Consider the following 13745-nt stretch of genomic DNA (forward strand, 5'->3'; position numbering starts at 1 on the left):
TCAGCTCGTCTCGGCCTCGCGTGCCTCGGCCGCCGTCGGCGCCGTACCGCCCAGATGCGCCGGCACCCACCAGGTGTCCGACGCGTCCCTGGGACGGACCGGATAGGCGCGCTGCGCCGCTTCCAGCAGCTCCTGCACGCGCTCGCGCAGCCGCCGGGTGATGGCGCCCGCGTACTGGTCGGCCGGCGCCTCGACGCGTTCGCCGACCCGGATCGTCACCGGGATGTGGTTGCGCCGGAAGTTGCGCGGCCTGCCCTTGGTCCACAGCCGCTGGGTGCCCCACAGCGCCATCGGGATCAGCGGCACCCCGGCCTCCTGCGCCAGCCGCGCAGCGCCCGACTTGAAGCTCTTGAGCGTGAACGACTGGGAGATGGTCGCCTCGGGGAAGACCCCGACGATCTCTCCCGAGCGCAGCGAACGCAGCGCGTCGGCGTACGCCTTCTCGCCTTCCTTGCGGTCGACGGGGATGTGCTTCATGCCCCGCATCAGCGGACCGGAGATCCGGTGCCGGAAGACCGATTCCTTCGCCATGAAGCGCACCAGGCGCTTCTGGGGGAGCGAGGTGACGCCGGCGAAGATGAAGTCCAGATAGCTGATGTGGTTGCTGACCAGGACGGCCCCGCCGGAGCGCGGGATGTTCTCGGTCCCCTGGGTGTCGATCTTCAGGTCGAGCGCCTTGAACCACGTACGGGCGACGCCGATGACCGGCCGATAGACGAGCTCTGCCATCTGGGGAGGACCCTTCTGTTCCGGGGAGGTTCTCCCAGCGGAAGTTACGCAGCCGTAGGTTTTCGGCATTGGGCCGATGGTGCCCCATACGCGCCGCCGTGGCCAGTCCTCTTGTGCGCGTCAGGAGAGATTCTCGTCACGTCACCGCAGGCCCGGAGCCGTCCGCCGGAACAGCAGGTACATCTCGCAGCCCAGGCAGTAGGCGAAGACCGCGTTGAGGAAGGCGGCGGCCAGCGCGCACCCGGTGGCCGCGAGAGCGAGCCACTGCGGACCCCAGAAGTAGCCCACGAGACCGACCGCCGCGAAGCCGAACCCGACGGCCTGCGCGAAGCGCGGGGGAGCGGGGGACTCGAACTCCCGGGCAGGGCCGATGCGCGGACGTACGACGGTGCGGAACAGCCAGCCGTACGGCGAACGCGACACGCCGGCGGCGGCGCCGACGGCGAAACACAGGGTCTGCCAGACCAGCAGCCAGCCGCTGCCGGTGACGAGGACCACGGCGAGTACGAGCGTGGTGACGGCCGCTCCGAAGCGGGGCCCTCTGATGTCGATGTCCATCCCACCAGCATCGCCTACCCCGGGCGTCCGGCGGCCCGGGAATATTTTGCGGTTCTGTGAACGCTGAACCGGTCCATGACGACGACTGGGCTCGTGGTGTGCGCCGCCGTGCTCGTGGCCGCGAGCGTGTTCGGGCTGCTGCACCGCCGTGCCGACGGGAGGCTGAAGGTGCGCGGTGACGACGGCGAGCGGCGGCTCGACTCCGGCGACCTGGGCGCGGAGCTGGGCGCGCGGGCCACGCTCGTACAGTTCTCCAGTGCCTTCTGCCAGCCCTGCCGGGCGACCAGACGCACCCTCACCGAGGTGGCGGAGCTGGTCGACGGCGTCTCCCACGTGGAACTCGACGCCGAGCAGCGGCTCGAACTGGTCCGTGAGCTGGGCATCATGAAGACCCCCACGGTGCTGGTGCTCGACGCGACCGGGCGGATTGTCCGGCGCGCGGCTGGGCAGCCGCGCAAGGTGGACGTGATCGCGGCGCTCGGCGCGGCGGTGTGAAGTGCGCACTTGACTGCGCCCGGCCCGCCTCGTCACGCTGAACAGGGGTCACGGACCCGTTCGTAACCCCTCGCAGAAGGACGGCTCGATGACGGCGACGCACGGCGTTGGCACCCCCCGGCTCGCCTCGGCCGATCTGCTCCGCTCCGTCTTCCGGCAGCACGCGGCCGGAGTGGCCGTCATCACCGCCGCCGGCGAGGGCCCGGTCGGCTTCACCGCCACCTCGCTCAACTCCGTCGCCGCCGAACCGCCGCTGGTCTCCTTCGGCGTGGGCACCGGCTCGTCCAGCTGGCCGGTGATCGCGGAGGCCGGCCATGTCGGGGTGCACATACTCGGCGAGCACCAGGGCGCGCTGGCCGCCACCTTCGCCCGCAGCGGCGCCGACCGCTTCGCGTCGCCCACCTCCTGGCGCACCGGACCTGAGGGCGTGCCGGTGCTCGACGGCGTACTGGCCTGGCTGGTCTGCCGGGTCGTCGCGCGGATACCCGCGGCCGACCACCGCATCGTCGTGGCCCAGGCGGTCGTGGGCGATCCCGCGGGCTCCGGACGGCCGTTGCTGTACCACCAGGGACGGTTCAACGCCCTGCGCGACTGAGCGGCGCGCCCGCCCGGCGCGCCAGGGCGTCCGTGCTTGCGATAACCCGTTGGCAAGGTCACAGTTATGAGCGCTTGCTTACTGGGCACGAGGTACACAAGGATGGAATTACTGACGAGTAATATTCTTGCCGGTGCGCCGGTCTCCCTGACCGGCCGCCCCATGGGGCACCTATGCTGTATGCAATGAGGCAGCCCGGAAATGACGACGTAGTAGGAGAGCCGGCGTGAGCTTGAGGATCGTTGTCTGTGTGAAGTACGTGCCCGACGCCACCGGCGACCGGCACTTCGCCGATGACCTGACCGTCGACAGGGACGATGTCGACGGTCTGCTGTCGGAACTCGACGAGTACGCGGTGGAGCAGGCGCTGCAGATCGCCGGCGAAGCCGACGACGCGGAGGTCACCGTCCTGACGGTCGGGCCCGAGGACGCCAGGGACGCGCTGCGCAAGGCGCTGTCCATGGGCGCCGACAAGGCCGTCCACGTCGAGGACGACGGACTGCACGGCACCGACGTCCTCGGTACGTCGCTGGTGCTGGCCAAGGCCATCGAGAAGACCGGCTACGACCTGGTCGTCTGCGGCATGGCCTCCACCGACGGCACGATGGGCGTGCTGCCCGCGATGCTCTCCGAGCGGCTCGGCGTCCCGCAGGTCACGCTGCTCTCCGAGGTCTCCGTCGAGGGCGGCACGGTCAAGGGCCGCCGGGACGGCGACGCGGCGAGCGAGCAGCTGGAGGCGTCGCTGCCGGCCGTCGTGTCGGTGACCGACCAGTCGGGCGAGGCGCGTTACCCCTCCTTCAAGGGCATCATGGCCGCGAAGAAGAAGCCGGTGGAGACGCTGGACCTGGAAGACCTGGACATCGAGGCGGACACGGTGGGGCTGGCCGGCTCCTGGACCGCTGTCGACTCTGCGGCGCAGCGCCCGGCCCGTACGGCGGGCACGATCGTCAAGGACGAGGGCGACGGCGGCAAGCAGCTCGCGGAGTTCCTGGTGAGCCAGAAGTTCATCTGAGCTGATTCGGGAGTCCCGCCCACCCGGATCGCGCAATCGTACGCTGATTGCATGCAATGACCGGCGCGGCTGACTCCGAACGACTCCGCCCCACCCGGCCCTCGCGGTCGAACCGCCCTCCCGGACCGAGTCCGGACATCTCGCGCAGGAGTAGCAATGGCTGAAGTTCTCGTCTACGTCGACCATGTGGACGGTGCCGTCCGCAAGCCCACCCTGGAACTGCTGACGCTGGCCCGCCGGATCGGCGAGCCCGTCGCCGTCGCGCTCGGCGCGGGCGCCGCCGACACGGCGGCCACGCTCGCCGAGCACGGCGCGGTGAAGGTACTCACCGCCGAGGCCGCCGAGTTCGCCGACTACCTCGTCGTGCCGAAGGTCGACGCGCTGCAGGCCGCCTACGACGCCGTGTCGCCCGCCGCCGTGCTGCTGCCCTCGTCGGCCGAGGCCAAGGAGATCGCCGCCCGCCTCGCCGTACGCATCGGCTCGGGTCTGATCACCGACGCGGTCGACCTGGAGGCCGGCGACGGCGGCCCGGTGGCCACGCAGTCCGCGTTCGCCGCCGCCTTCACCACCAAGACCCGGGTCTCCACCGGCACGCCCGTCATCACCGTGAAGCCGAACTCGGCGCCGGTCGAGCCCGCCGCCGCCGCGGGCACCGTCGAGGCTCTTTCCGTCTCCTTCGGCGCCGCCGCCACCGGTACCAAGGTCGTCTCCCGCACGCCGCGCGAGTCGACGGGCCGCCCGGAGCTGACCGAGGCCGCGATCGTGGTCTCCGGCGGCCGTGGCGTCAACGGCGCCGAGAACTTCGCCGTCATCGAGGCGCTGGCCGACTCGCTCGGCGCGGCTGTCGGCGCCTCGCGCGCCGCCGTGGACGCCGGCTGGTACCCGCACTCCAACCAGGTCGGCCAGACCGGCAAGTCGGTCTCCCCGCAGCTGTACGTCGCCTCCGGCATCTCCGGCGCCATCCAGCACCGCGCCGGTATGCAGACGTCGAAGACGATCGTCGCGATCAACAAGGACGCCGAGGCGCCGATCTTCGACCTCGTCGACTACGGCGTCGTCGGCGACCTCTTCGACGTCGTGCCGCAGCTGACCGAAGAGGTCAAGACCCGCAAGGGCTGACCTGCCACGTCGTCACGGGCCACGGGGCCGCGCGGTGCACTCCACCGCGCGGCCCCGCCGCGTTCCGGGCCACCATTGACGTGGCTCGGCGGCGCCGCATACCTTCGTTCAACAGAATGTTGAAGTAGTGGAATCGGGAGGGTGTGTCCATGGGGCAGCAGGAGAAGGTGGCCACGAGCATCGCCGGCGCGGTCAGCGCGGAGATCAGCGCCTCACTCGCGCCGGTCGACGCGGAACTCGCCCGGCGCTACCCGGGCGACCCCGGCACCCGCCAGCCCGTCCACACCGTCTACGTGCCCGGCGACGTGTTCGACGCGGGCACCGTGCGCTCCTGGGGCGACCAGGCACTCGCGGCCCTCGACGAACACGCCCCGGACGCCGCGTCGCTGGCGAAGGTCCTCGGCCTGTCCGACGAACTCGCCGGACCCGTCCACGAACGCGTACGGGCCAAACTGGAGCGCGAGCCGGTCGAAGACCTGCGCATCGACTTCGAGGACGGCTACGGGCCCCGCCCGGACGCCGAGGAGGACGCTGCGGCGGCCCGCGCGGCCCGGCTCGTCCAGGAGGCGTTCGCGAACGGCACGGCGCCGCCGTACCTGGGCATCAGGCCCAAGTGCCTGGAGGCGCCCGTACGGGAGCGCGGCATCCGCACCCTCGACATCTTCCTCACCGGGCTGCTGGAGTCCGGCGCGCTGCCCGAGGGGCTCGTACTGACCCTGCCCAAGGTCACCTACGCCGAGCAGGTCACGGCGATGGCGCGGCTGCTGGCCGCGTTCGAGGAGGCGCGCGGTCTCGCGGCGGGCCGCATCGGCTTCGAGATCCAGATCGAGACCAGCCAGTCCATCCTGGCCGCCGACGGCACGGCGACCGTGGCCCGCATGATCGAGGCGGCCGGCGGCCGGGCCACCGGACTGCACTACGGCACCTTCGACTACAGCGCCTGCGTCGGCGTCAGCGCCGCCTACCAGTCGAGCGACCACCCGGCGGCCGACCACGCCAAGGCCGTCATGCAGGTCGCCGCCGCCGGCACCGGCGTACGGGTCTCCGACGGCTCCACCAATGTGCTGCCGGTCGGCCCGACCGCCCAGGTCCACGAGGCGTGGCGGCTCCACTACGGCCTCACCCGGCGCGCTCTGGCCCGCGCGTACTACCAGGGCTGGGACATGCACCCGGGCCATCTGCCGACCCGTTACGCGGCCGTCTACGCCTTCTACCGCGAGGGCATGGCGGCCGCCGCCGGGCGGCTCGCCGCGTACGCCGCCAGGACGGGCGGCGACGTGATGGACGAGCCGGCGACGGCGAAGGCGCTCAGCGGCTATCTGCTGCGCGGTCTGGACTGCGGCGCCCTCGACGACGACGAGGTCGCCGTACTGACCGGGTTGACCCGCGACGACCTGGAGGGCTTCGCCGTACCCCGGCGCGGAGCCCTCACGGTCACGGCTCCGTAAGGCCGTTCCGCGGGGCCCCGGCCGTCAGCCCTTGCTGGACCCGAGGGTCAGACCCGAGACGAACTGCTTCTGGAGGGCGAAGAACACCACCAGGGTCGGGACGGCGACGATCAGCGCGGCGGCGGCGATCAGGTTGTTGTTGACGAAGAACTGCCCCGTGAGGTTGTTCAGCGCCGCGGTGATCGGCCGGTTGCTGCCGGTCTGCATCAGCACCGTCGCCCAGAAGAAGTCGTTGTAGATCCAGGTGAATTCGAGCGTCGCCAGCGCCGCGAGCACCGGCCGGCACAGCGGCATGACGATCTGCCAGTACTGCCGCCAGGCGGAGGCCCCGTCGACCAGCGCCGCCTCACCCAGCTCGCCCGGGATCGTGCGCATGTAGTTGGAGAGCACGAAGGTGCAGAAGCCGGTCTGGAAGGCGATGTGGATCAGGATGATGCCGAGGAAGGAGTCGTTGAGCTTGCCCGACTCGGCCATCCAGCTGGGCAGTTCGACGAGCTGGTAGATCTTGAACAGCGGGGTGATCAGCGCCTGCTGCGGCAGCAGGTTGCCCGCGGTGAAGAGCACCAGCAGGGCGATGTTGATCCGGAACCTGAACCGCGCAACCACGAAGGCGACCATGCTCGACAGCAGCAGCGTGATGATCAGCGCGGGCACCGTGATGAGCGCCGAGTTCCAGAAGTAGTGCGGCAGTTCGGCCTGCTGCCAGGCGGCGGTGAAGTTGTGCAGGTTGTAGTGGCCGCCGACCGACACGTACCCCAGCCGCTGGGTGTCCTCGTACGGGCGCAGCGCCGTGTACAGCGCGTAGATCAGCGGCGCGATCCAGATCAGGCAGGTGATGACGAGGAAGGTGTGCAGCAGGACGCGCCTGGTCTGCGACGGACGTACGCCGCCGGCCACGGGCGAGGTGGCGATCCGCCGGGGAAGCTCGGTGGTCGTCGCGGTCATGCTCGCTCGTCCTTCCGGAACATGCTGATCAGATACGGCACGATGAAGATCATCGAGATCACCAGCAGGATGGTGGCCAGCGCGGAACCGAATCCGATGCGGCTGCCGGCTCCGATGATGTTGTCGGTGACCAGGACGGACAGCAGTTCCAGCCCGTTGGTGCCCTTGTTGATGACGTAGACGATGTCGAAGGCGCGCAGCGACTCGATGACCGTGATCACCAGCACGACGATGTTGATCGGCCGCATCGCGGGCCAGACCACGTGCCGGAAGGTCTGCCAGCCGCCCGCGCCGTCCAGGGCCGCCGCTTCCTTCTGCGAGGGGTCGACGCTCTTGAGCCCGGCCAGGAACAGGATCATCACGTAACCGGCCTGCCGCCAGCAGGCCATCACCATGACCGCCCAGATGTTCAGGGACGGATTGCCCAGCCAGTCGATGACGTTGTGCTCCGCGTGGCCCGTCAGGTTGTTGATCAGACCCTGGGTCGGCGAGAAGATCAGCTCGGTCATGAAGCCGACGAGCGCCAGCGAGAGCACCACCGGCAGGAACAGCACGCTCTGGTAGATGCGGGAGAACCGGATCTGCTTGTCCAGCTGGACCGCGAGGAAGAGCCCGAAGGGACCCGGTACGCAGAAGAAGACCGCCAGCCAGATCAGGTTGTGCTCGATGGCCGGCTGGAACGGCGGGTAGATCGTGAAGATGTTCTTGTAGTTCTCCGTGCCGACCCACTGGATGGTGGAGAAGTCACCGAACCCGGTCCAGGTGGAGAAGGAGAGAACGACGGACGCCAGCGCGGGGACCCAGACCAGCCCCACGGTCAGCAGCGTCGGTATCCCGGCCATCAGGCTCAGGACCACCCGGTCCCTGATGCTGAGCTGCCTCAGCTTTCGTCGCTTCGCCACCGGGGGCGCGGATCGCGCCGCGCCTTCCATTGCAGTCATGCGTTCCTCGCTGTCGTCACACTCTTGCCCCGTTGTGCTGAACCGTGTCGCCGGACACGGCGCGCCGGCCCCGAAGGGCCTTTCGTCCGGATCAGGCCGGACGAAAGGCCCTGGGCCCGGCGTCGCTGAATCCTGTCAGCTCCCCGCCGCCCAGATGGACTTGGCCTGCTTGTCGACGTTCGAGAGGATCCCCGACACATCACCGGGCTTGTTGAAGAAGCTCTGGATGGCGGGCAGCATCACCGGGTCGGCGAAGTCGGGCCTGGTGTCGCGGTCCATGAACTGCGAGAGGTTCTTCGCACCCTGGATCAGCTTGGTGGCCGCCTTCTGCGGGGCGGTGTACTTGGTCTCGTCCACACCGGTCGCCGTCGCGATGTCGGCGGGGTTGGTGCCGAGCCACACCTGCTGGGCCTTGGCCGTGCCCAGGTACTCCAGCAGCTTGTTCGCGCCGGCCTTGTTCTTGGGCGACTTGGAGACCATCATCCCGTCGATCGGCGCCTCGACCGCGTCCTGGCCGTTGGCGGGGTCGATCTCGGGGAAGGCGAAGAACCCGAGGTCGTCGGCCTTGGCGCCGGTGAAGATCGTGCCGATCTGGTCCAGGCCGAGCACCATCATGCCGGCCTTCTGGTTCAGGATCTGCTGGGCGCCCTCCTGCCAGGTGAGACCGGCGAACCCCGGTGAGTAGTAGGGGATCAGCTCGCGCCACTGGTCGAACACAGCCTTGACCTTGGGGGAGTTCCAGTCCTCGCCCTTGCGCATCAGGTCGATGTGGAACTGGAACCCGTTGATGCGCATGTTGAGGTAGTCGAACGTCCCCATGGACGGCCAGCCGTCCTTGTTCGTGAAGGCGATCGGGATGAGCCCGTCGCCCTTGATCTTCTTGGCCAGGGCTATGTACTCGTCCCACGTGGTGGGCGGCTCGTAACCCTTCGACTTGAACAGGGACTTGCTGTAGAAGACGGCCCAGGGGTAGTAGTCGAACGGCACCAGGTAGTAGTGGCCGTCCTCGCCCTTGCTCTGCGCCTTCATGGCGTCGGTGTAGTTGGGGCCGATCTTCTTCCACACATCGTCCACGTCGCTGACCAGGCCCTGGCCGGCGAAGAACTGCATGCGCTCACCGGCGAACCAGTTGAACACGTCGTCCGGGTTGCCCTGCAGATACGTCGAGATGTTCTGCTGGAAGGTGTTGTGGTCTACCCAGTTGGGCTTGACGGTCAGACCGGTCGCCGACTTCGCTGAGTTGAAGAGCGTCTGGTACGCGCCCTTCGGCTGCGGCACCGCCGCGTTGGACCCGAAGGTCACCGTGCCCGTCGCGCTGCCCGAGTCGCCGCCGGAGTCGTCGTCGCCACCGCAGGCCGCGAGGAGCGGCGCCACGGCCAGCGAACCAACTCCGAACAGCGCGCCGCGCAGGATCGAGCGGCGATCGACCGTTCGCCGTGCGCTGTTGAACACGGACGATGCCGGCAGCCGGTCATCGGTCGGAGACTGAGTCATGAGCCCTCCCAGGACTGCGATCAAACAGAAGCAAACACGCTTGCTCAGATAGCAACAAGATCGCCTTGGCTGTCAAGGTATCGCCTGACACCAAAATCCCTGCGCATCCCGCCACCTCCGGCTCGACGCCGCCGTGGTGACGCCGTGAAGCGGGTCCTGAGCGGGCGCTTTGCCCCCGCAGGGGAGGAAGGGTGGTCGCGGACGGGGATGTAACGATCCGGAAACCGGAGCGGTGTTGCCGAACGCCGGTGGGAGAGTACCCGGTCCGAGCCGTTTCACGACCCCGCCGCCGGGCCGGGATCGACAAGATCGGCAACGGCGGCGGAGGGGCGGGAAGTTGGGACCGTTTCTGGGTTCAGACGCGCGGCTGCGGGGCGATCTCGCCGGATCCGCGCGCGATGAGCCGGGTCGGCAGCACCACTCTCGACGGGGCGTCGGCGGCGCCGTCCAGCCGCTGGAAGAGCCGCTCGGCGGCCGTACGGCCCAGCGTCGCCGCGTCCTGCGCGACGACGGTGACGCCGGGCTCCAGCAGATCGGCCAGCTCGATGTCGTCGAAGCCCACCAGGCCGACCGGCCGCCGGTGCGCCGCCAGCGCCCGCACCACGGTCACGGTCACCCGGTTGTTGCCGGTGAAGATCGCCGTGACGGGGTCCGGAGCTGCGAGCATCGAGACGACGGCGTCATGGACCCGGTCCGGAGCGGTGGTGCCGAGCGAGACCCACTCGTCCTCGATGTCGAGCCCCGCGTCCGCCATGGCGGTGCGGTAGCCGCGCAGTCGCTCGACCGCGGTGTGGATCCGGGGCTGGTCACCGATGAACCCGATGCGGCGGTGCCCGTGCGCGATCAGATGCGCGGTGCCCGACCGCGCGCCGCCGTAGCTGTCGGAGAGGATCGCGTCGGCGTCGATCCGGCCGGCGGGCCGGTCCACGAAGACGGTGGCGACCCCGGCTTTGATCTCCGGCTCCAGATAGCGGTGGTCATGGCCGGCCGGGATCACGATCAGCCCGTCGACCCGGCGCGCGCAGAGCGCCAGCACCAGTTCCTGCTCGCGCTCCGGGTCCTCGGCGCTCGACCCGTTGATCAGCAGCGCGCCGTGCGCGCGGGCCACCTCCTCGACCGCGCGGTTCAGCGGGCCGTAGAACGGGTCGGCCAGGTCCTCCAGGACCAGGCCGATACTGGCGGTGCGGCCCTTGCGCAGCACCCGGGCCGAGTCGTTGCGCCGGAAGCCCAGCGCGTCGATCGCCTCCTGTACCCGGCGCTCGGTGTCGGGTGTCACGCCCGGCTCGCTGTTCACCACACGGGAGACCGTTTTGAGGCCCACACCCGCGCGGGCGGCCACGTCCTTCATGGTGGGCCTGCTGCCGTAGCGGGGCTCGGGGCGACGGGGGGTCTCGGCCACAGTGCGCTGTCCTGTCGTCGGTCGGTTTGCCCTGTCTGGGCGTGGCGACGAGCATAGGCCCTGGACAACGTTGTCAGGTGAATGGAGACTGTTGACTAGCAACAGGTCCACCCATCCTCCGTCACACGCGGAGATGCTTCTTCACCCGGGAGATCCGACACCGATGCAAACCGACACCGTCGCCGCCCTGGACATCGGCGGTACCAAGATCGCCGGCGCGTTGGTGGACGGCAGCGGCAGGATCCTCGTGCGGGCCCAGCGGCCGACCCCCGCGCAGGAGGACGGGGAGGCCGTGATGGGCGCCGTCACGGAGGTGCTGGCCGAGGTCGCCGCCTCACCGCTCTGGTCGTCCGCGACGGCCGTGGGCATCGGCAGCGCGGGTCCTGTCGACGCGTCGACCGGTACGGTCAGCCCGGTCAACGTGCCGGGCTGGCGCGACTTCCCGCTCGTGGAGCGGGTCAGCGCCGCCACCGGAGGACTGCCGGTGACGCTCGTCGGCGACGGCGTCGCGATCACGGCCGCCGAGCACTGGCAGGGTGCGGCCCGCGGCTACGACGACGCGCTGTGCATGGTCGTCTCCACCGGTGTCGGCGGCGGTCTGGTCCTCGGCGGCAAGCTCCACCCGGGTCCGACGGGCAACTCGGGCCACATCGGCCATATCAGCGTGGATCTGGACGGCGACCTCTGCCCGTGCGGCGGACGCGGCTGTGTCGAGCGCATCGCCAGCGGCCCCAACATCGCGCGCAGGGCGCTGGAGGGCGGCTGGCAGCCGGGCGCCGACGGCGACGCCTCGGCCGCAGCCGTGGCCGCCGCCGCCCGCGCCGGGCATCCGGTCGCCATCGCCTCCTTCGAGCGGGCCGCCAAGGCGCTCGCCGCGGGGATCGCCGCCACGGCGACGCTGGTCGAGATCCGGATCGCGGTCATCGGCGGGGGAGTGGCGAACGCGGGCGAGGTGCTGTTCGCGCCGCTGCGCCGCTCGCTGCGCGACTACGCCACGCTCTCCTTCGTCCAGGACCTGACGATCGCCCCGGCGCTGACCGGCGGGGACGCGGGTCTGGTGGGCGCGGCGGCCGCGGCCTCGCTCGGGGCGAGGGACGACACGGCAGCCCCGGTCGCGGGCTGAGCCGGTCGCGGACGCCACCGTCACGTACGCCGACGGCCCGGCCGCCGCTGCCCCGGCCGCCGGGGTGGCGGATTCCGCCATGCCCGCCCGTACGGGCGGTCAGCGGGTGGTCTGGCAGGCCATCCGCTCGCTGCCCCGGAACTTGACGCACAGCCGGCTGTCGGTGCCGGTGTCCCGGGTCGGCCAGGTGTGGCTGAGCGCGCGGCCCGAGCGGGTCGCCGTTGCCGTACCGGCCTGTCTGCCGTCCTGGTACAGCGTGACGGCGCGCGAGGTGAGACCGTCCGGCGGATTGGTCCACAGCGCGGTGACCGCGTTCGAGCCGCCGTTGCCGCGCAGCTGGATGCAGATCTGCGGGCCCGAGAAGTCATGGGTGCAGGCGCTGCTGTCGGCCGCGGCGGGCGCCGCCGTCAGGGACAGGGCGAGACCCGCCAGGGCGAACGTCAGCGCGCCGCGCAGGCCGGCCCGGACGGCGGGTGACGGGGAAGCGGCCGGAGCCGGTGGGATCGGCGGCAGCGGCGGGATCGGGTTCACGGTCATGAGGCCTCTCCGGGGCGTCCGGCGGTGGGCTGGTTTCACACGCCGGGCTCGCCGGCCTGCTGCGGTACGACCACGAGGAAGGCGTCCGCCTCGAGGTCTATCACCACCTCGGCGGGGGTCCCCTCCGCTCGCCTGGCCCGCGCGAACTCCTCCGCGGGCCAACTGCCGCGGGGTCCGCCCGCGGGGAACTTCTCCAGTACCGTCCGGCGCATCGCGCACCCCCTTGTCACATCCGTGTCCAACGACCACCGGCCGCGTCCGTCACGGCTCCGCGGGGCGACAGGTTCTGGCCAAGGGTTTCCGTCCCCGGGTGTTGCGGGCAATCCACTGAGGGCTACGGAAGAGGGGGAACCGTGATCGTTGTCTGGATCAACGGTGCGTTCGGAGCGGGCAAGACCAGCACCGCACGCGAACTGATCGACCTGATCCCGAACAGCACGCTGTACGACCCGAGACTGATCGGCGAGGGGCTGCGGTACCTGCTGCCGCCGAAGCGGCTCGCCGAGGTGGGTGACTTCCAGGACCTGCCGATCTGGCGGCGGCTCGTGGTGGACACGGCCGCCGCTCTGCTGGCGGAGGTGGGCGGCGTCCTCGTCGTCCCGATGACACTGCTGCGGCAGGAGTACCGCGACGAGATATTCGGCGGCCTCGCCTCCCGGCGCATAGGCGTCCGGCATGTGCTGCTGACAACCGACGAAACGATCCTGCGCAACCGGATAGCGGGCCGTGACCCGGTCGACGACGACCCGGAGGTGGACGAGCGGGCCCGGCAGTGGTGCTACGAGCACATCGACGCGTACCAGGCGGCCCTCGACTGGCTCGTCGGTGACACCCACGTCGTCGACAACAGCCGCCGCACGGCGGGCGAGACGGCCCGGGTGCTGGCCCAAGCGGTGGCCAGCGGCGCCGCCGGATTCTGCGACATCGTGCAGACCCCGGAACCCACCGCCGAGACTGTCGCCGCCGGGGTGCTGCTCTTCGACGAACAGGACCGGGTGCTGCTCGTCGACCCCACCTACAAACCCGGCTGGGAGTTCCCCGGCGGTGTCGTGGAGGCGGGCGAGGCGCCGGCCCGCGCCGGGATCCGGGAGGTCGCCGAGGAGATAGGCATCGAACTCGACCACGTACCCAAGCTGTTGGTCATCGACTGGGAGCCGCCCCGGCCGCCCGGCTACGGCGGGCTGCGGCTGCTGTTCGACGGCGGTGAGCTGCCCGCCCGGCTGGCCGGACGGGTGCTGCTGCCGGGGCCCGAGCTGCGCGGCTGGCGCTTCGTCGGCCCCGAGGAGGCGGCGACCCTGCTGCCGCCCGCCCGCTGGGAACGGCTCCGCTGGGCGCTGCGGGCGCGGGCCG

At 70.4% G+C, this 13745-nt stretch carries 15 protein-coding genes; 7 read left to right on the forward strand and 8 right to left on the reverse strand.

Features of this window, described 5'->3' with window-relative positions; all coding sequences use genetic code 11:
* Positions 1 to 729 carry a lysophospholipid acyltransferase family protein gene (locus HY68_RS31100; RefSeq protein ID WP_041998100.1) on the reverse strand — a complete coding sequence of 243 codons (729 nt, stop codon included), beginning with the start codon at positions 727 to 729 and terminating at the stop codon, positions 1 to 3.
* A gap of 141 nt (positions 730 to 870) precedes the next feature.
* Positions 871 to 1287, reverse strand: coding sequence for a DUF4395 domain-containing protein (locus tag HY68_RS31105; protein ID WP_041998101.1), 417 nt, complete (start codon positions 1285 to 1287; stop codon positions 871 to 873).
* Positions 1288 to 1362: 75 nt separating this feature from the next.
* Between HY68_RS31105 and HY68_RS31110 the strand changes: the two genes are divergently transcribed.
* The 5 genes from HY68_RS31110 to HY68_RS31130 all read left to right on the forward strand — a co-directional run bounded on the left by HY68_RS31110 (position 1363) and on the right by HY68_RS31130 (position 5956).
* Positions 1363 to 1782, forward strand: coding sequence for a thioredoxin family protein (locus HY68_RS31110; protein WP_041998102.1), 420 nt, complete (start codon positions 1363 to 1365; stop codon positions 1780 to 1782).
* Between the two features lie 88 nt (positions 1783 to 1870).
* Positions 1871 to 2377, forward strand: a complete 507-nt coding sequence (locus HY68_RS31115) for a flavin reductase family protein (protein WP_041998103.1) — start codon at positions 1871 to 1873, stop codon at positions 2375 to 2377.
* A 226-nt stretch (positions 2378 to 2603) separates the two neighbouring features.
* Positions 2604 to 3389 carry an electron transfer flavoprotein subunit beta/FixA family protein gene (locus HY68_RS31120; protein WP_041998104.1) on the forward strand — a complete coding sequence of 262 codons (786 nt, stop codon included), beginning with the start codon at positions 2604 to 2606 and terminating at the stop codon, positions 3387 to 3389.
* Positions 3390 to 3545: 156 nt separating this feature from the next.
* A complete protein-coding gene (locus tag HY68_RS31125) occupies positions 3546 to 4508 on the forward strand; it encodes an electron transfer flavoprotein subunit alpha/FixB family protein (RefSeq protein ID WP_041998105.1) in 963 nt (320 codons plus the stop codon).
* Positions 4509 to 4657: 149 nt separating this feature from the next.
* Positions 4658 to 5956, forward strand: coding sequence for an aldolase/citrate lyase family protein (locus HY68_RS31130; RefSeq protein ID WP_041998106.1), 1299 nt, complete (start codon positions 4658 to 4660; stop codon positions 5954 to 5956).
* A gap of 24 nt (positions 5957 to 5980) precedes the next feature.
* Here HY68_RS31130 and HY68_RS31135 read toward each other — a convergent pair whose 3' ends face one another.
* The 4 genes from HY68_RS31135 to HY68_RS31150 all read right to left on the reverse strand — a co-directional run bounded on the left by HY68_RS31135 (position 5981) and on the right by HY68_RS31150 (position 10735).
* Positions 5981 to 6901, reverse strand: coding sequence for a carbohydrate ABC transporter permease (locus HY68_RS31135; RefSeq protein WP_078864035.1), 921 nt, complete (start codon positions 6899 to 6901; stop codon positions 5981 to 5983).
* Positions 6898 to 7842, reverse strand: a complete 945-nt coding sequence (locus tag HY68_RS31140; RefSeq protein ID WP_241778816.1) for a sugar ABC transporter permease — start codon at positions 7840 to 7842, stop codon at positions 6898 to 6900. The genes HY68_RS31135 and HY68_RS31140 overlap by 4 nt, the downstream gene beginning before the upstream one ends.
* 135 nt (positions 7843 to 7977) lie before the next feature.
* Positions 7978 to 9336: an extracellular solute-binding protein gene (locus HY68_RS31145; RefSeq protein ID WP_078864036.1), complete on the reverse strand. Its 1359-nt coding sequence runs from the start codon at positions 9334 to 9336 to the stop codon at positions 7978 to 7980.
* A gap of 355 nt (positions 9337 to 9691) precedes the next feature.
* Positions 9692 to 10735, reverse strand: coding sequence for a LacI family DNA-binding transcriptional regulator (locus tag HY68_RS31150; protein WP_041998110.1), 1044 nt, complete (start codon positions 10733 to 10735; stop codon positions 9692 to 9694).
* A 163-nt stretch (positions 10736 to 10898) separates the two neighbouring features.
* Here HY68_RS31150 and HY68_RS31155 point away from each other — a divergent pair, with 163 nt between their 5' ends.
* A complete protein-coding gene (locus HY68_RS31155) occupies positions 10899 to 11858 on the forward strand; it encodes an ROK family protein (RefSeq protein ID WP_041998111.1) in 960 nt (319 codons plus the stop codon).
* 99 nt (positions 11859 to 11957) lie between these two features.
* Here the strand turns inward: HY68_RS31155 and HY68_RS31160 are convergent, their stop codons facing one another.
* Both HY68_RS31160 and HY68_RS44270 read right to left on the reverse strand, forming a co-directional pair.
* Positions 11958 to 12395 (reverse strand): hypothetical protein, encoded by a 438-nt coding sequence (locus HY68_RS31160; protein ID WP_041998113.1) that lies wholly within the window; start codon positions 12393 to 12395, stop codon positions 11958 to 11960.
* Between the two features lie 35 nt (positions 12396 to 12430).
* A complete protein-coding gene (locus HY68_RS44270; protein WP_198533456.1) occupies positions 12431 to 12607 on the reverse strand; it encodes a hypothetical protein in 177 nt (58 codons plus the stop codon).
* Between the two features lie 144 nt (positions 12608 to 12751).
* On the opposite strand from HY68_RS44270, the gene HY68_RS31165 reads away from it, so the two are divergent.
* Positions 12752 to 13745 (forward strand): NUDIX domain-containing protein (locus tag HY68_RS31165; protein WP_198533457.1); only part of this gene is annotated, 994 nt, incomplete at its 3' end.

This window comes from Streptomyces sp. AcH 505, from assembly GCF_000818175.1.
GTDB lineage: Bacteria > Actinomycetota > Actinomycetes > Streptomycetales > Streptomycetaceae > Streptomyces.